Below are 16,853 nucleotides of genomic sequence, written 5' to 3'. Positions count from 1 at the left end.
GCGCACTCTTCGCTCCTTGTCTCGCTCAAAAATTGTCTCCGGCCAATCACGCATGTTATTTTGGGACAGACCCTTAGGATAATCTTCGCCTGGATTCCCTGCGAGGGGATCAGTCGGTGTGATACTGGTTCATGGCTTCTGTGAGTCGGTCTTCCAGCAGAAGAGGGAGCAGAGTTACTGCTTTTTCCACCCCGCTTAAAGCCAACTTCTTATCATCGGGATGGAAGGGACTCAGGACCTGGTCCGCAGGGTCGGATTGCGGGTCTCTCCCGATCCCGATTTTAAGACGGATAAACTGGTCGGTTCCGATTTCATCAATGACTGAAGCGACCCCGCGATGTCCTCCGGATCTTCCTTTGGACCTTAAACGGACACGTCCGCAAGGCATATCCAGGTCGTCATATATGACAATAAGGTCAGGAGGAGAGACGGGAAAGAGATTAAGCATCGCACGAACCGAGCGACCGCTCCTGTTCATAAAGGTCTGCGGTTTTACCAAGAGGAATTTAATTTCTTCATTTGCGCCGGCCCAACGGCCACGACCGAAAATGGCGTCTCCCTTTTTTTCTGAGAGAGAGACCTTGTGCTGTCCGGCAAAGGCGTCAACGACCCAGAAACCGATGTTATGTTTGGTTTCTTCGTATTCTTTTCCTGGGTTTCCCAGACCGACAATCAGCTTCAATATTTCGATCCCGGAACCGAGCGACGGAGGGGCTGCGGGGAAATTGACGATTCACGACAAGGCCGCGCAGATCAACGAAACAGGGAGGTTCTCCTGGGGTGTTCCATCAGCCGATCATGAAGGTTATTTGTCTTTTTTCTCTCCCTTTGCCTCTGTCTCGGCTCCTTCTTTTTCCTCTTTTTCCTCCACCACTTCGGGTTCTTTCGTTTCCCCGGACTCGGCAGAGAGCATTGATTCCAGCTTTTCATCCGTGATGGCCGCCGTGACCGAAACAACGACCAGGTTTGGATCGGCCAGGAATGCGATCCCCTCTTTTACAGGAAGGTCTTTCACGTGGATGGATTGACCCACTTCCAGGGCGGAGGCATCAACCTGTATATGATCTGGGATTAAGGTGGGAAGACATCGGACCTCAAGCTCGCGCATATTGTGCTGGAGCGTGCCGTTATCTGCCTTTACCCCGATGGGTGTCTCGCCGATCACTTCTACATGAACCATAATGGAAATGGCCTCGGTCATGGAGATCTCAAAAAAGTCTGCGTGGAGTATTTTTCCTGTGACGGGATCTCTTTGAAAATCACGCAAGATTGCAATATGCTCACCGGGATCAGACCCGCTTGTTTTCTCCCCCGTGATCTGAAGATTAATCAGCGTGTTTTCTCCAGAGGCAGAGTGCAAGACCTTATCAATCTCTTCGGGGTTTATTGTTAAGAGGGCCGATTTCCCCTCACTGTAGATCACTGCGGGGATTTTCCCGGCAAAACGCAATTGCCGGGCAGGCCCTTTACCTGCCTTCGTCCGCCGCTCTCCCTGAATGTTTATCTTCTGCATACAACCTCCTTCATGCCGCACTGCTGATCTGAAATCATACAGGCGATTCTATTCCAAGATTTAAGTTTTCTGAAGCCTCATTATACAAAAAGAGAACTGACCGAAGTTTCCTTGTGGATCCGGTTGATCGCCTCTCCCAGAAGGGATGCAATCGATAAGACCTTGATCTTCCTGTAGAGGTCTCCCTCGCCTTTTGGAGGAACTGTGTTGGTTACAATGACCTCTTCGATTGGGGCATCATTCAGCCTTTCCATTGCCGGTCCGGAGAGGATGGCATGGGTGCAGCTGGCATAGATTTGGTTGGCTCCCTTTTTCTTGATCGCAATGGCCGCCTGGGAAATGGTCCCGGCCGTGTCGATCATGTCATCCAGTATCAGGATGTCCCGATTGGCAACATCTCCGATGATATTCATAATTTTTGTCCGGTTCGGCCCTTCCCGACGCTTGTCGATGATGGCCAGACCGACATTCATTCTTTTTGCAAAGGCCCTGGCCCGTTCGACACCCCCGGCATCCGGGGAAACGATGGTGAGGTTATTGAAATTCTTCTTTTTAAAGTAGTCCAGAAGCACGGGGCTGGCATAAAGATGATCAACAGGGATATTAAAAAAGCCCTGGATTTGTCCGGCATGCAGATCAATGGTGAGGACACGATGCGCCCCGGCAACGGCCACCAGATCGGCGACCAATTTTGCCGTGATCGGAACCCGGGGTTGGTCTTTTCGGTCCTGCCGCGAATATCCATAATAGGGGATGACGGCGGTAATCTCTTTCGCGGAGGCACGCTTCAGGGCATCGATCAGGATAAGGAGTTCCATAATGTTGGTGTTGACGGGTTTTGAAGACGATTGCATCACGAAGGTGTCGCTTCCACGGACATTCTCTTCGATCTTGACAAAAATCTCTCCATCGCTGAAGGTAGAGACGGTTGCTTTCCCCAAGGAAATCCCAAGATAGCTGGCAATTTCTTCGGCAAGGTTTCTATTGGAGTTGCCTGTGAAGAGTTTCAATTGGTGCATTCTTTCCCTCTGGTGACTCCTGGAAACGACCGGTCCATAAATTTACATGAACCCCGACCCCATGTCAACGGAAAGGGCCAAGACGAATGAGTCTAAAATTGGCCCAGGGGCTGTTGGTCCCGGTTGATCTTTTTGGGAACACTCGCTATAATCCGACTCTTTTTAATGGTTGTATAATACTCTAGATAAAGGAGTTGGGATGCGGGTTGATGGAAGGAAACGGAATGAACTGCGTCCGGTAAAAGTAACACGTCATTTTCTGAAGCAGGTGGAAGGGTCCGTCCTCATCGAAATGGGGGACACCAAGGTCATCTGTACGGCCACGATTGAAGATCGTGTCCCTCATTTTCTGAGAGACAAAAAAAGGGGATGGGTGACGGCCGAGTACGCCATGATCCCAAGGTCTTCCAAAGACAGAATCTCTCGGGAATCTTCGCGGGGTAAGGTGGGCGGGAGAACTCAGGAAATCCAGCGCCTTGTCGGCAGATCGCTCCGTTCTGTCGTGGACATGACAGGCTTGGGAGAAAGAACGGTCTGGATCGATTGTGATGTGATTCAAGCCGATGGGGGGACACGAACCGCATCGATTACCGGAGCTTTTATTGCCCTGGTGGATTCCCTCCGGCATCTCCAAAAAGAGGGCAGGATCAAGAAGATGCCGATTCGTGATTATCTCGCTGCCGTCAGTGTCGGAAAGGTCAATGGCGAGTTGCTCCTGGACCTGAACTATCCTGAGGATTCCCACGCAGAAGTGGATATGAACGTGGTGATGACCGGAAAAGGAAGATATGTAGAGGTCCAGGGAACGGCAGAACAGGAGCCCTTTACAAAAGATGAACTCGATGTCTTCCTCAAGCTGGCCTCCGGGGGGATTAAAAAACTGGTCAGCATTCAAAAAAATCTTTTGGGAGTTCTAAAGTAAGTGCAATTGGTCCTGGCGACGGAGAACCCGCACAAGGCAGAAGAAATCCGATCGATCCTGGGAGAGCTGCCCGATATCGACCTCCTGACGCTTTCCGACTTTCCTCACCTGAAACTCCCACCTGAAACCGGGACAAGCTATCGCGAAAATGCGGTTCTCAAGGCGCAGTTTGTCGCGAAAGAAACAGGCCATTGGGCCATGGGAGACGATAGCGGTCTTGAGGTTGTAGCGCTTGACGGCGCACCGGGGCTTTACTCGGCACGATATGCGGGAGAAGGGGTTACTTACGCCGACAACCGGAAAAAACTCTTGGAGAATCTGGAAGATTTTCCCGATGCGAAAAGAGGCGCGCGGTTTGTTTGTACCGTGGCCGTTGCCGATCCGAGGGGAAGGGTGGATTTCGTTGCGGGGCATTGCGAGGGGAGGATTACCCATTCTGAAGTCGGCCGTGGCGGCTTCGGTTACGATCCGGTCTTTTTTATCCCGGCCTGTGGCAAGACCTTTTCCGAACTCTCCCTTGATGAAAAAAACAAGATAAGCCATCGTGGACAGGCGATTCGCGCTGCGATCCGGAGTTTACAAAAACGGATTGAGAGTAAGAACTGACCCAAGATTCCCAAACGCGGAACTAGGGTAGATTTTGATTATTGTATTCAGCGTATTAACAGGGTATTTAAAGAGTGAACGGGGTGTGGCGCAGCCTGGCAGCGCACCTGCTTTGGGAGCAGGGAGTCGGAGGTTCAAATCCTCTCACCCCGACCAGTTTATCTTCCACGCTATTACGATGCGCCTGTAGCTCAATCGGATAGAGCAACAGCCTTCTAAGCTGTAGGTTGCTGGTTCGATTCCAGCCAGGCGCACCAAGGTTTCCTAATAAGAGAGCCCCGCCTGCTGGCGGGGCTCTCTTTCCTGAATACGAACCGCTTGTTTCGGCTTTCCTCTGGCTTAGGCCGCTTTCTGATATTCGTAGGTTTTTTCTTCTTCTTTTTCGACCGGGGGTTCAACATCGGTCATGATCCCGGCAAACAGATACATGACGAAGATAAACCCGGCCACGGTGGCAAAACCATATTCCGCAAAGCCACCCCAGCCCGCGCCCGCATAGGTGACGGCACTTCCGGAAGCCGTTGTGATTTCAGGCGGCATCAATTGGGTCAGTTCCCTTCCTCGCTCACCCGTCAGAACGGCCAGGCCGATACGAAAATCTTTTTCGTGTCCAAATCCTCCGGTCGTTTGAATCGTCCGGATCACTTCTCTTGAAATTCCCGGCGTGATCCGCCCTTGAATCGTCGCAAAGACGGCCTTTCCCATCTCTCCGCTTGCCCAGTGGAGCCGCGCCCCCTTGACAATCTGGCGTCCCAGGGCCTCTTGACCTTGCCCTGCATTGAAAACATCATCAATTCTCGCATCAGCCATGTGGACAAGTTTTACCTGCGCATTCGCCAGTATCATGGCGCCCAGCCGCTCCTGGATCGCGCCCGGTCCCAAGATCTTCGCCTCCTTCATAATAACGGCATTGAGTTCTTGCGTTGCAGTCGCCAATCTCCCCTTTGCCCGGTTTCCCAGCCAACCTAATTGTCCCGCGATACTAATCGTCCTGCCGAACTCCATCTGGTCAATGTTCATTCCCGGCCCGCCTGCCGCAATCACTTCCCCCAAGGCCTCTTGATTTGTCCTCTGGCTAAAGGTTAACCCGACCACTTCCTTCATCCCGGAATCCACCCTGCCTTGCACTTTATTGTACTTCACCTTTAGAAATTTGATTTCTATGGCATGGGATGCCGGAGCGACTGACAATACAAAGATTCCCAACATAACGCTGCATATGAGTTGTTTTATTCTTCCTGGTTTCATTTTAATCCCTCCATCTTTTTTAATTTCAACACCTTCATTCAATCCCTTACAAGCCCGCCCCGAAGCCCTCTGGCACCCCTTTGTCTATATGCGACCAGAGCATTCTCCAGAGTTGGGCATGAACTCTTTGAAACTACACAAAGCAAGGAAGATGCCAACAATTGCGATCTGTAGGATAAAAATTATTATTTTATTTCAATCACTTAAAAAGTTGATGAAAGGTCTACCGTGGAGATATTACACAGTCTGTGGAAAAAACAGACTCGGTGGGGTGTAGACGCCAGAAGCAAAACTGTTTTAGGATGGTGTGTGAAAATGGGCCTACTTGCCTTCAATGAGCATCAGGTCGGGGTCTTCCAGGTGTTTGATGACGGTGTTCATGAAGCGGGCCGCTTCGGCACCATATATGATTCGGTGGTCAAAAGTAAGAGAGAGGGGGAGAATTTTTCTGATGACAATTTCTCCTGAGCGGACCACGGCTCTGTCCTCTATTTTTCCGAGCCCCAGGATCCCGGCTTCGGGGTAGTTGATAATCGGCGTTCCGTAGATCCCTCCGATCACACCATAGTTGGTGAGGGTAAAGCTTCCTCCCTTCAACTCGGAGAGGTCTATTGTTCTGGAGAATGCCTTTTCCGTCAAAATGGAAATTTCTTTTGCCAACTCAAGGATGCTTTTCTCATCGGCCTTCTTGATGACAAAGACCATCAGTCCTTGGGGAGTATCGACGGCGATGCCTATATTGTAATATTTTCTGAGTAGGATCTCTTCGTTTTCTTCATCCAGCATGGCATTCAGATAGGGGTATTCCTTTAAACCCGCGACGACCGACTTGATGATGAAGGGGAGAGAGGTCAACTTGAAGCCCTTCTCCTCGGCCATTTCCTTCTTGTTCGATCGGACCCTTTCCAGGGCTGTGATGTCGGCATCGTCCACAAAGGTCACTGCAGCAACATGCTGAGTTGATGCCGTCACACGTTTCGCGGCGCTTCGGCGGACTCCCCGAAAGGGCACGCGTTCACTTGGGCCGAGCGGCGAGGTTGCGGCCTCGCGTTGAACATCCTCGCGTGTAATTCGTCCTTCCTTTCCGGTTCCCCGGATCTTTGTAAGATCAAGGCCTCGTTCTTTCGCGTAGCGCCGGACGGAGGGAATGGCACGAATCCTTTTAGTACCGGGAGGATCTGGGTTGATAGGGACAGGGCGGATGACAAATTCCTCCTCCGATTCTTCAATCTGTCCGACAACCGATCCGGCATCCTTCTTTTTTCCCGAGGTCTTCTCCGAAGGGACGGCCTTTTTAAAATCCGCCTCTTCCTCTATCTCGACTGTAATCAGGACCGCGCCGACGGGAATGATGTCTCCAGGATTTCCCTGCCTAGATAAGATCTTTCCGGTATAAGGGGAGGGGAGGCTGACAACCGCCTTGTCTGTTTCGATCTCGAGGATGGGTTCGTCTTCCTTGATCATATCCCCTTCGGAGATCAACCACCGGACGATTTCACCCTCCGCAATCCCTTCACCCACATCGGGAAATTTGAAGGTCTTCTGCATGATTAATAACCCACAACCGTTTCGATGGTCTCTACGATTTGGTCAACATCAGGCAGGTAATATTTTTCCATTTTGGGAAGCGGGAAGGGGGTATCGAACCCGGTCACGCGAAGAACAGGGGCTTCCAGCGCGTCAAGGGCCTCCTCACAAAGCAGAGCTGAGATCTCCGCCCCGAGTCCGCAGCTTCGGGGAGCCTCGTGGACGATCACGGCGCGCCCCGTTTTTTTTACCGAGCAGAGAAGGGTCTCAATATCGAGTGGCGAAAGGGTACGTAAATCGATGACCTCTGCTTCAACCCCTTCCATGGCCATTCGGTCTGCAGCCTTTAACACAGGATGGACCATTGCCCCCCATGTGATCAGGGTGATGTCCTTTCCCTCCATGAGAGTCCGGGCCTTCCCCAGTGGGATAAGATACTCCCCTTCCGGGACCTCTTCCTTGATCGCCCGGTATATCCTTGCCGGTTCTAAAAAAATGACCGGATCGGGATCCCGGATTGAGGACAGAAGAAGACCCTTGGCCTCTGCCGGGGTGGAGGGAGTCACAACCTTGAGACCGGGGGTATGAATAAACAGGGCCTCCGTGCTTTCCGAATGAAGTTCGGGCGCATGAATCCCTCCGCCATAAGGGCTGCGGACAACAATCGGACAGGTGTATCGGCCCTGCGTTCGAGTCCGAAGGCGCGCGGCATGTGAGATGAGTTGTTCCATCGCGCCATAGAGAAAGCCCATGAACTGAATCTCAACGACAGGGGTCAAGCCATAAGCGGCCATTCCGATGGCCACGCCGACGATACCTGATTCCGAGAGCGGGGTATCGACCACGCGATTATCGCCGAATTGATCGATCAGACCTTCCGTTGTTCGAAAGACCCCCCCATCCAGACCGATGTCTTCTCCCAGCAATACCATGTCGGGGTTCTTCTCCATTTCGTGCCGGAGCGCCTGGTTGATGGCCTGGACAAGGGTAAGTTTCTTCGTAACCATTCAGCACACCCCTCTTTTCCCACATGGCTCCGTTGCTGTGGTACTCGAATCCTCACGTATAGGCATACGCTTCGGTTCTGCGCTCCTCGCGCCCTGCCATGAAGGAATGGGTCTCGCGAAGCCAAAATAGAGGTATGCTGGGTTACAGTTCAAGACTTACTCTCCCCTTGTAGACGCTTCCTGAGCTGGTTCTTCTGCTGGATGAGAGCGGGAGACAATGTTTCAAAAACATGGTCAAACATCTCCTCAGGGTCGGGCGGTTCGAGCGACTCGAGTTCTGCGACCGCCGAAGCAATCTTTTTTTTTGTCTCCTGAAGGAGATCGGTCTCTTCAGAATTCGACCAGTGATACTCTTTCTCCAGGTATGTGCGAAGCCGGGTAAGCGGGTCTTTCTTCCGCCAGATTACAACATCTTCTTCTGAACGATACCGGGAGGCGTCATCCGCCGTAGTATGGTCGCTCAGACGATAGGTCACACATTCGATCAGGGTTGGTCCTCCTCCCTGACGGGCTTTCTCAAGTGCATTCTTCGTGGAAACATATACTCCAAAGACATCATTCCCATCAACTTGTAAGCCTTCAAAACCGTAGGAAATTGCTTTCTGTGCCAGGGTGGAGGATGCGGTCTGCTGTGACAGTGGGAGTGAGATGGCCCACTGGTTGTTCTGGCAGACGAAGACAACCGGGAGCCGCATAACACCGGCGAAGTTGAGCCCTTCGTGAAAATCCCCTTTCGATGTCGCGCCGTCCCCGAAAGTGGCCATGACGGCAATCGGATCTCGCTTGAATTGGGCCGCCCAGGCGGCCCCGACGGCATGCGGAATATGGGTCCCGACAGGGATGGATACTGGGAAGTCATGGTGGTTTTCCGGAAAGGCGCTTCCGCGTTCGTCGCCTGACCAGTACTGGTAAAGCATCTTCATGGGGATGTCACGCAGGAGCAAGAGGCCGCTTTCGCGGAAGGCGGGAAAGAGCCAATCGGATTGATCGAGCGCAAAGGCGCATCCGACCTGAATGGCCTCTTGTCCCAGTATTGAGGCATAGGTGCCGATCCGTCCTGCACGCTGGAGGTTCAGCGCCTTTTCATCAAAGGCCCTGATCAGGACCATCGAATGATAGAAAGCCCTGGCTTCTTTTTCAGTAATTTTTTGGGGTCCGTACTGGAGGGTTGGATCGGTCTGCCCGGTTTCATTCAAGATCTGAAGGTATGTGACCTCGAACCTCTTGAGAACCTTTTTCGGCATCAACCTCCCCTTATTAAGATAGTTATCGGGTCAATTCTGCGTCCGACTGTATTATACCATAATCAAAACCGGTTCCTTAAAATCCTTTAGGAGATTCCCCTTGCAAAGGTGTATGAGAATAGGGGATATGTTATAATAATTTTTCAGGAAGTGGAGGCCTTTTTATGAGTCATAAGGTCATCATTGCGGGGGCCATTCGGACACCCATTGGAAGTTTTCAGGGGGCACTCGCCTCGCAATCGGCCACAGGGCTTGGGAGCATCGCAATCACTGAAGTTGTACGCCAGGCCGGTATTTCAAGCGATCAGGTTGATGAGGTCGTCATGGGGAATGTTTTGTCGGCAGGCCTGGGCCAGGCCCCGGCCCGGCAGGCCGCCCTGGGAGCCGGTCTCCCGGAACACGTTCCCTGTACGACCCTTAATAAGGTCTGCGGTTCGGGTCTTAAGGCCGTGATCATGGGAACACAAGCCATTGCGGTCGGTGACGCGGAGATCGTGGTTGCAGGGGGGATGGAGAGCATGACCCATGCCCCTTATCTGCTGGACCGGGCCCGGTCCGGTTATCGTCTCGGTCACGGGATCTTGACCGACAGCCTCATTCATGACGGTCTATGGGATGTCTATAACGATTTCCATATGGGGTCGGCGGCGGAGGCCTGTGCGAGAAAGTATCAGCTCTCTCGAATGGAAATGGATGACTATGCGATCGAAAGTTATCGTCGGGCACGCGAGGCCCAGGAGTCTGGAGGGTTTAAAAGAGAAATCGTTCCAGTTAAGCTAGGGGGGGAGAAAGAAACAAGGATTGACTCTCCATCGATTGTTTCTATAGACGAGGAGCCGGGCCGAATAGACCTTGAAAAACTTCGAAAGTTGAGGCCGTGTTTTGAGTCAGATGGAAATGTGACGGCGGGCAATGCGTCCTCGCTCAATGACGGTGCGGCCGCGCTGGTCCTCATGTCAGAGGGTGCGGCGCTTCGGATCGGGATACCGATGCGGGCATCGGTCGTTGCCTATACCTCTACGGCAACGGACCCAGCCCTCTTTACGACGGCGCCGCTTGAGGCCATTGCCTCCCTGCTCAAAAAGGTGGAACTCTCCGTGGACGAGATTGACATCTTCGAGATTAACGAAGCCTTTGCTTCCTCATCTTTGGCGGTCATCCGAGAGCTGGGGATTGATCCAAAGAAGGTTAATCTCCGGGGTGGGGCGATCGCCCTGGGGCACCCCATTGGTGCCAGCGGAAGCCGAATTCTGACAACCCTTCTCCATCTCCTTGAAGACTTGAACCTCTCTCGGGGGATCGCCAGCCTGTGTATCGGCGGAGGGGAGGCGCTTGCGCTGCTCATTACCCGTTCTGAAAATAATTATAGCTCATACTAAAAAGGAGTGTGAATGGAATTCAAGGTTGTCGGAATCGTTGGAGCCGGACAGATGGGATCGGGAATTACCCAGGTGATTTCGTCAGCAGGTCCTCATGTCATTTTATATGATCTCGAACATGAAGTATTGGAACAGGCCCTTAAACAAATTACGCACCGGCTGAACAAAGCAGTAAAGAAAGGAAAACTGACAGAGTGGGTCCGAGAAAAGATCCTTAAGAATATTAAACTCTCAACCAAGTTTGAAGACATGGCCCAATGTGACCTGATCATCGAGGCGGTTCCCGAGAAGGAAGAAATCAAGATGGAAATCTTTGAGGGGCTCGATGAATTCTGTCCCAAAGAGACTATTTTTGCCACCAGCACCTCTTCCCTCCCGATCACCCGACTTGCGGCGACGACGGACCGGCCGGAACGTGTTATCGGGATACATTTTATGAATCCCGCCCCTTCCATCAAGCTGGTTGAGCTGGTCCGTGGATGGCTGACCTCAGATGAGACCTTTGCACAGGTGAAACAGTTTGTCGAAAAACTGGGGAAGACGGTCATTGTCTCCAAGGATTACCCGGGTTTTATTGTCAACCGGATCTTTATGCCGATGATCAACGAAGCGGTCTGTGTCCTTACTGAGGGCGTTGGAAGCGCTGAAGATATTGATGCCGCTATGAGTTTAGGGCTGCATCACCCCATGGGACCACTGGCCCTTGCGGACCTGATCGGGCTGGATACCTGTCTGGACATTATGGAGATTCTCTACACGGAATTTGCCGACAGCAAGTATCGTCCTGCCCCCCTTCTACGTAAATATGTTGAGGCAGGCTATCTCGGAAGAAAAACGGGGAGAGGGTTTTACCGGTATCCCCAGGAGTCGAGTGCCTCATGAACATCCATTTGACAGAAGAACAGAAGATGGTCATCCGGATGGTGAGAAGCTTTGCCGAAAAAGAGGTCGCGCCGCTTGTTTCTGCTTTGGACCACGCCGGTGAATTTCCAGCGGTCCTGGTTGAGAAGCTGGGAAAAATCGGATTGATGGGGGCCTTCATCCCGTTTGAGTATGGCGGTTCGGGCATGGACCTCGTGACCTACATCCTGACGATGGAGGAGATCTCAAAGGTTTGGGCGTCTCTGGGGGTCATCATGACCGTCAACAATTCCCTCGTCTGTGACCCGATCTTCCGCGTTGGAACCGAAGACCAAAAGAAGCGCTTTCTGATCCCTCTTGCAAAGGGAGAAATGCTGGGCTGTTATGCCTTGACGGAACCTGGAGCCGGTTCCGACGCTGGGGCCATCGCCACCCGGGCAAGATTGGATGGGGACGCATATCTTCTCAATGGCACGAAACGTTTTATTACAAACGGAAAACATGCCGATATCGCTATCGTATATGCCGTGACAGATCCTTCCCGCGGGAAAAAAGGGATTTCCGCCTTTATTATGGAGACCGATTCGCCCGGATTCACGGTAGGGAAGGTTGAAGAGAAGTTGGGGCTGTGTGGGTCGGACACGGCAGAACTTATTTTGGAGGATTGCCGTGTCCCCAGAGAGAATTTGCTTGGAGAAGAAAATGAGGGATTAAAGATTGCGTTCACCACTCTGGATGGAGGTCGGATTGGAATTGCGGCACAGGCGGTTGGAATTGCTCAGGGTTGCCTGGAGGCCTCAATTGCCTATGCCAAAGAGCGTCATCAGTTTGGAAAACCGATTGCCGCTTTTCAGGCCATCCAATGGATGATTGCCGATATGAAGACTGAGATCGATGCTGCCCGTCTTTTGACCCATCGTGCGGCCTAGATGCGTCAAATGGGAAAAGCGACCACAAAGATGGCGGCCCAGGCAAAACTTTATGCCTCTGAGATGGCCAACCGTGTTGCGGACAAAGGTATCCAGATCTTTGGCGGATATGGATACATCAAGGAATTTCCTGTGGAACGCTTTTTCCGGGACGCCCGCGTAACGACCCTCTACGAGGGAACCTCTGAAATACAACGGATGGTGATCGCGCGCCATCTACTTCAAGCGTGAGCTTTCTTACTGTGTCTGCCGTATTGGTTGCTTCTACATTTAATGGAGCGTTACCATGCGAAAGGAAAAAAAAGACCGCAAGCTGAGATTTACCAACCTTTCAGGGATTGAAATCAAGTCCCTTTATACCGCAGCATCGATTCGTGAATCCGATCAAATTTCCGATTCAGGCCAACCCGGAAAAGCGCCCTTTATGCGTGGAATTTATCCCTCAATGTACCGCGAACAGCTCTGGACCATGCGGCAGTTTTCCGGCTTTGCTTCGGCCGCCGAAACCAACAAACGCTACCACTACCTTCTGAAGAATGGCCAGACGGGCCTCTCTGTTGCCTTTGATCTGCCGACCTTGATGGGCTACGACTCCGACCATCCCAAGTCTCGCGGGGAGGTCGGAAAGTGCGGTGTGGCCATCGACACCCTTGACGACATGGCCCGACTCTTTGACCGGATCCCGCTCTCCGAAGTCAGTACGTCCATGACGATCAATGGTCCGGCGATGGTCCTCTTTTCCATGTATCTTGCCGTGGCTGAGAAGCAAGGGGTTCCCTTTAAAGAGGTACAAGGGACCCTTCAGAATGACATCCTTAAAGAATATATTGCTCAGAAGGAGTGGATCTGTCCACCGGAAGCGTCCCTTAAACTGATTAATGACACGATCCGGTTTTGCGTTGAAGAAGCCCCCTATTTTCATCCGATCAGCATCAGCGGTTACCATATCCGGGAGGCCGGTTCCACCGCAGTTCAGGAGTTGGCCTTTACACTCTACAACGGTCTGACCTATGTAGCCTCAGCCATTAAAGCCGGCCTGAAAGTTGACACCTTTGCACCACGACTTTCTTTTTTCTTTAACGCGCACAACGATTTTTTTGAAGAAATCGCAAAATATCGCGCCGCGCGCCGTATTTGGGCTTACGAGATGAAACGCAGATTTAGGCCTCACGATCCAAAATCGCTCGCGCTACGCTTCCATACCCAGACGGCTGGATGTACCCTCACGGCGCAGCAACCCCACAATAACATCGTGCGCGTTGCCCTCCAGGCCCTTGCCGCTGTCCTAGGTGGGACACAGTCTCTCCACACCAACTCCATGGATGAAACCCTCGCCCTCCCGTCTGAGGAAGCGGTGACGATCGCGTTAAGGACCCAACAGATTATTGCGCACGAAAGCGGAGTGGCAGATACGATTGATCCCTTAGGGGGATCATACTATCTCGAATGGCTCACTAGCCGGATGGAAAAAGAGGCACAACGATACTTTAAAAGGCTTGACGCCCTGGGAGGGATGGTCTTGGCGATTGAAAAGGGATTTCCACAGGGAGAGATTCACCGCGCCGCCGTCGTGACTCAGGAGAAAATAGATCAGGGCGAGCAGATTATTGTGGGGATCAATGCCTTTGTGGATGAGAAAAAGAGACCGATCTCCACCTTAAAGATTAAGGAAAGCGTTGAGCGTACACAGGTGGCGCAGTTGAGGAAAATCAGGAAGCGACGGGATAAACTCAAATTATCGCGGGCCCTCCATCAACTCGAAATCGCTGCAGACGAGGGAGCCTATCTCATGCCGCTTGTCCTCGACGCAGTTCGCGCTTTGGCCACGGTCGGAGAGATCTCTGATCTCTTCCGGAGGGTTTACGGAGAATATCGGGAAAACGGACCAGCATTCTAATTGTATTACTCGCCTGGCCGGAACAGCTTGCCTGCCATCATTCCCCCGTCAACCCGAAGGTCAAATCGCTTGCCCGTTTTGTCATTTTCACCTTTGATCAGAATGGGAAGGATTTGAGATTCCTCTTGTTCGTTCAATAAATCACCAAGAACTTCGATCGTAACGGGTACGGTGATCTCATTGGTGAGAAAGATTCTTGATTTTAAAAAACTGACCGTCTGCCCCCGCTTGAAATACCAATAGCCTTTATCCCCGACCCGAATTTTTCCGACAACCTTTGCCTGGATATTCAATTTAGAATCGGCCTTGACTTCATGGGCGATAAGGTTTCCCTTGTCATTCACTGTGACGAGATCATTGATGATAATGATGAACGCGCCCTTAACTTGTGTCGTGAACTCAGAGGGGGTCGGAGGCCGCATCCCGGGCCGCGCCTGGACTGAACCGGGTAAAATGATGTTGGCGAAGAACAAGATCGGGATTAAAAATTTTGCACTATTAAAAGATATTCTCACAGTGATACGCTCCTCTTTTTGTTCGTTATTCCCAAACGATATCCGATGGGTATTCTCCCTTCTCCTGGCTCGAATGAGCTTATCAGAGTTGTTTCTTCTTTGCACTCAAAGAGGCAAGCAGCTCTGACAGCACGACCTTGCCATCCCTGAAAACGGGCCATCCATCACCAGGAAGAATTGCTTGAATACCTCCAATACTTGCTAACTTTTTTACAGAGGCGATTGCGTTATTTAGATCTTGCAGCTTGCCTTCGGGAAGAATGCAAAGCGAACCCCCGGTGTGCGAGCGTATGAGATCGCCCGTGATCAGTGTATCGTCTTCAATGACAAAAGCCAACTCGCCTTCTGTTTTTGAGCCGGTGAGGCAATAGGCATCTAGTCCTTCGATCAGGGCTTTCCCCTCCCCGATCCACACTGCGCAGGCCAGAGGAAAGGTTTTCTTTTCGGCTTCAGGTCCCCAGATCGGTGCCCCGGTCTCATATGCCAACACTTTGGCATGACGAACATGGTCTGAGTTTGTGATCATGATATGGCTCACCCTGCCCAAGGCCTTGAGATGATCTTTGTCATGATCCGTTAATGGCAGAGGATCAAACACGATATTTCCTGCCTCTCTCACCCAAAGGTAACTGTGAAAATCAATATTCCGATCTTCGTCAAACCGGCTCCAGCAGTAGAGATTATTTCTATGAAGCATTTTCATCACTTGTCCAAAATGACTCACTTTGAGCGCATATCGGTGCAGGGTCTTTAAGGAAGCTCTGATTGGGAACAACACCTACAGACCAACATACGCATGTATACCCTATCCCGGATTGTTCTGCAATCCACTCCACCCTCAAAATCGCGGCATACAAAGTGTCGTTGTCTACCTGGACAACATAAAGAGGGGAAGAAAACTCCGAAATCATTTTGTGAATACTATCAGGGGATGTCATTTTCATCCAAGGGTCATGGGAGCCGCCAAAGGAGGTCTCATTGGTTTTTGACATGATGATTTTATTACACATAACATCCACCTTTTTCGTCTTGACAACAATGAGGTGGTCTGGTTTTGGTGGACACAATTCTTAGAGTGAATTAAATTCATTCTTTAGAAAGTGTCCACCAAAACCAGACCACCTCAAATTCTTCTTCTCTGAAACAAATGGACAAGATACTCCTTCCAACGCAGTTGATTCTCATGTTAATCATCTCTGACCTGTAGTTTTTGATAACTAAAAACTTGGTTCATCTGACTTAGTTCCGTTACGACCTCCTTGATTTAGATCCAATCAGACTGAGAACGACAACGAGTCTTTACTTCAAAATAAAACAAAAAGATCCCAAGCCGCGTTTGCCGCCTGGGATCTTAAAATTATCTTTAGCTATTTTGATTGTTGTATCAAAATAGCCAATTGAGGCCGAGACTCAAGGCCGACTCATCAACAAACCGGAACTCAATGTTTGCACTCAATCCAGGCTTCAGGACAACATCTGTTCCGACAAAAAGCCCGATATTGCCGTCTGCCTTGTGTTCTTCAATCGATGTTTCGGGCAGTCCAAGCACCAGGACCGTGGTCTCAATCTCCACATTTAATTCCGAAAACTTCAAACCACCGTAGGGTGTCCACATGTCGAAGGTCTTCGCCGCAAAGAAGGCAAGCTGGATCTCCTGAACTGTGGCTTCAGAGCTTGCTCCAGAATTCACAAGACCATTTTCTGCGTAGGCGCCATCAACTTCCATCTGAAACAACTGGAAACTCGAATAGATCTGATAGCCTTCCACATTAGCAATGGCTGCCTTCAGGCCAAGGCCATACCCCAATCCAGAGTCGCCGCTAAAACTGATGATTTCGACCCCGGCCGGTTCAATCAGTTGATAGGAAAAATCAGCATCCGCAAACCCGAGTTGGAGAAAAACATCTATCCATTCGGTCACCCCGACCGATCCCCTCAACATAATCCGTGACGACTCAAAATTGCCACTCGTAATCATATTTCCAGGGGCAAGGAAGGGTTCTGTTCCTCCCCCCCTCGACAATAATTCCGCTGTCAAATTGCATATCTCGTTCCGACCCCGAATCATACTCAAAACCAAGGGCCATCTTTCCGTATGCTCACTGAACTCCGAGTTATTGTCAAATCTGGTGTATGAGATCTTCATTAAGCGGCGACCTGATCTGATTTATTGATCTCAATCCCAT

Annotated in this window: 15 protein-coding genes, 2 tRNA genes and 1 pseudogene; 8 read left to right on the top strand and 10 right to left on the bottom strand. The window is 51.1% G+C overall.

Annotation, left to right across the window (positions count from 1 at the left end; genetic code table 11):
* Positions 1-109: 109 nt before the first annotated feature.
* From EYQ01_08815 to EYQ01_08805, 3 genes are all read right to left on the bottom strand, one after another.
* Positions 110-733 carry an aminoacyl-tRNA hydrolase gene (locus EYQ01_08815; GenBank protein HIE65891.1) on the bottom strand — a complete coding sequence of 208 codons (624 nt, stop codon included), beginning with the start codon at positions 731-733 and terminating at the stop codon, positions 110-112.
* 72 nt (positions 734-805) lie between these two features.
* A complete protein-coding gene (locus tag EYQ01_08810; GenBank protein HIE65890.1) occupies positions 806-1,513 on the bottom strand; it encodes a 50S ribosomal protein L25 in 708 nt (235 codons plus the stop codon).
* An 80-nt stretch (positions 1,514-1,593) separates the two neighbouring features.
* Positions 1,594-2,532 (bottom strand): ribose-phosphate pyrophosphokinase, encoded by a 939-nt coding sequence (locus EYQ01_08805; GenBank protein ID HIE65889.1) that lies wholly within the window; start codon positions 2,530-2,532, stop codon positions 1,594-1,596.
* 199 nt (positions 2,533-2,731) lie between these two features.
* Between EYQ01_08805 and EYQ01_08800 the strand changes: the two genes are divergently transcribed.
* The 4 genes from EYQ01_08800 to EYQ01_08785 all read left to right on the top strand — a co-directional run bounded on the left by EYQ01_08800 (position 2,732) and on the right by EYQ01_08785 (position 4,317).
* The gene (locus tag EYQ01_08800) at positions 2,732-3,454 is read left to right on the top strand and encodes a ribonuclease PH (GenBank protein HIE65888.1); all 723 of its coding nucleotides are present in this window, start codon (positions 2,732-2,734) and stop codon (positions 3,452-3,454) included.
* Complete coding sequence (rdgB, locus tag EYQ01_08795; GenBank protein HIE65887.1) at positions 3,455-4,060, top strand: RdgB/HAM1 family non-canonical purine NTP pyrophosphatase; 606 nt, start codon at positions 3,455-3,457, stop codon at positions 4,058-4,060.
* A 79-nt stretch (positions 4,061-4,139) separates the two neighbouring features.
* Positions 4,140-4,216 (top strand) — tRNA-Pro (locus EYQ01_08790).
* A gap of 24 nt (positions 4,217-4,240) precedes the next feature.
* Positions 4,241-4,317: transfer RNA gene (locus EYQ01_08785), tRNA-Arg, on the top strand.
* A gap of 82 nt (positions 4,318-4,399) precedes the next feature.
* Here the strand turns inward: EYQ01_08785 and EYQ01_08780 are convergent.
* The 4 genes from EYQ01_08780 to pdhA all read right to left on the bottom strand — a co-directional run bounded on the left by EYQ01_08780 (position 4,400) and on the right by pdhA (position 9,086).
* Positions 4,400-5,308 carry a hypothetical protein gene (locus EYQ01_08780; protein ID HIE65886.1) on the bottom strand — a complete coding sequence of 303 codons (909 nt, stop codon included), beginning with the start codon at positions 5,306-5,308 and terminating at the stop codon, positions 4,400-4,402.
* Positions 5,309-5,629: 321 nt separating this feature from the next.
* Positions 5,630-6,856 (bottom strand): 2-oxo acid dehydrogenase subunit E2, encoded by a 1,227-nt coding sequence (locus EYQ01_08775; GenBank protein ID HIE65885.1) that lies wholly within the window; start codon positions 6,854-6,856, stop codon positions 5,630-5,632.
* Positions 6,857-6,858: 2 nt separating this feature from the next.
* Complete coding sequence (locus EYQ01_08770) at positions 6,859-7,842, bottom strand: alpha-ketoacid dehydrogenase subunit beta (GenBank protein HIE65884.1); 984 nt, start codon at positions 7,840-7,842, stop codon at positions 6,859-6,861.
* Positions 7,843-7,991: 149 nt separating this feature from the next.
* Positions 7,992-9,086: a pyruvate dehydrogenase (acetyl-transferring) E1 component subunit alpha gene (gene pdhA / locus EYQ01_08765; protein ID HIE65883.1), complete on the bottom strand. Its 1,095-nt coding sequence runs from the start codon at positions 9,084-9,086 to the stop codon at positions 7,992-7,994.
* A gap of 164 nt (positions 9,087-9,250) precedes the next feature.
* On the opposite strand from pdhA, the gene EYQ01_08760 reads away from it, so the two are divergent.
* The 4 genes and pseudogenes from EYQ01_08760 (at position 9,251) to EYQ01_08745 (ending at position 14,152) form a co-directional block, all read left to right on the top strand.
* A complete protein-coding gene (locus EYQ01_08760) occupies positions 9,251-10,465 on the top strand; it encodes a thiolase family protein (GenBank protein HIE65882.1) in 1,215 nt (404 codons plus the stop codon).
* Positions 10,466-10,477: 12 nt separating this feature from the next.
* Positions 10,478-11,347, top strand: coding sequence for a 3-hydroxybutyryl-CoA dehydrogenase (locus tag EYQ01_08755; GenBank protein ID HIE65881.1), 870 nt, complete (start codon positions 10,478-10,480; stop codon positions 11,345-11,347).
* Positions 11,344-12,486 (top strand): annotated as a pseudogene (locus EYQ01_08750) (acyl-CoA dehydrogenase). The gene EYQ01_08755 and the pseudogene EYQ01_08750 overlap by 4 nt, the downstream one beginning before the upstream one ends.
* Positions 12,487-12,541: 55 nt before the next feature.
* Positions 12,542-14,152: a methylmalonyl-CoA mutase gene (locus tag EYQ01_08745; protein HIE65880.1), complete on the top strand. Its 1,611-nt coding sequence runs from the start codon at positions 12,542-12,544 to the stop codon at positions 14,150-14,152.
* Between the two features lie 5 nt (positions 14,153-14,157).
* Here EYQ01_08745 and EYQ01_08740 read toward each other — a convergent pair whose 3' ends face one another.
* From EYQ01_08740 to EYQ01_08730, 3 genes are all read right to left on the bottom strand, one after another.
* Positions 14,158-14,667, bottom strand: coding sequence for a hypothetical protein (locus EYQ01_08740; GenBank protein ID HIE65879.1), 510 nt, complete (start codon positions 14,665-14,667; stop codon positions 14,158-14,160).
* A gap of 82 nt (positions 14,668-14,749) precedes the next feature.
* Positions 14,750-15,370: an MBL fold metallo-hydrolase gene (locus EYQ01_08735; GenBank protein HIE65878.1), complete on the bottom strand. Its 621-nt coding sequence runs from the start codon at positions 15,368-15,370 to the stop codon at positions 14,750-14,752.
* 681 nt (positions 15,371-16,051) lie between these two features.
* Complete coding sequence (locus EYQ01_08730; GenBank protein HIE65877.1) at positions 16,052-16,645, bottom strand: hypothetical protein; 594 nt, start codon at positions 16,643-16,645, stop codon at positions 16,052-16,054.
* Positions 16,646-16,853 lie beyond the last annotated feature (208 nt).

Source organism: Candidatus Manganitrophaceae bacterium, assembly GCA_012960925.1.
GTDB lineage: Bacteria > Nitrospirota > Nitrospiria > SBBL01 > JAADHI01 > DUAG01.
This window is presented reverse-complemented; position numbering and strand designations above follow the sequence as displayed.

Excerpts from the sequence above, each read along its gene's own strand:
- EYQ01_08755 (HIE65881.1), top strand. The coding sequence starts at position 10,478 with ATGGAATTCAAGGTTGTCGGAATCGTTGGAGCCGGACAGATGGGATCG.
- EYQ01_08800 (HIE65888.1), top strand. The coding sequence starts at position 2,732 with ATGCGGGTTGATGGAAGGAAACGGAATGAACTGCGTCCGGTAAAAGTA.
- EYQ01_08735 (HIE65878.1), bottom strand. The coding sequence starts at position 15,370 with ATGAAAATGCTTCATAGAAATAATCTCTACTGCTGGAGCCGGTTTGAC.
- EYQ01_08810 (HIE65890.1), bottom strand. The coding sequence starts at position 1,513 with ATGCAGAAGATAAACATTCAGGGAGAGCGGCGGACGAAGGCAGGTAAA.
- EYQ01_08760 (HIE65882.1), top strand. The coding sequence starts at position 9,251 with ATGAGTCATAAGGTCATCATTGCGGGGGCCATTCGGACACCCATTGGA.
- EYQ01_08775 (HIE65885.1), bottom strand. The coding sequence starts at position 6,856 with ATGCAGAAGACCTTCAAATTTCCCGATGTGGGTGAAGGGATTGCGGAG.
- EYQ01_08770 (HIE65884.1), bottom strand. The coding sequence starts at position 7,842 with ATGGTTACGAAGAAACTTACCCTTGTCCAGGCCATCAACCAGGCGCTC.
- EYQ01_08780 (HIE65886.1), bottom strand. The coding sequence starts at position 5,308 with ATGAAACCAGGAAGAATAAAACAACTCATATGCAGCGTTATGTTGGGA.
- EYQ01_08805 (HIE65889.1), bottom strand. The coding sequence starts at position 2,532 with ATGCACCAATTGAAACTCTTCACAGGCAACTCCAATAGAAACCTTGCC.
- pdhA (HIE65883.1), bottom strand. The coding sequence starts at position 9,086 with ATGCCGAAAAAGGTTCTCAAGAGGTTCGAGGTCACATACCTTCAGATC.
- EYQ01_08745 (HIE65880.1), top strand. The coding sequence starts at position 12,542 with ATGCGAAAGGAAAAAAAAGACCGCAAGCTGAGATTTACCAACCTTTCA.
- EYQ01_08730 (HIE65877.1), bottom strand. The coding sequence starts at position 16,645 with ATGATTACGAGTGGCAATTTTGAGTCGTCACGGATTATGTTGAGGGGA.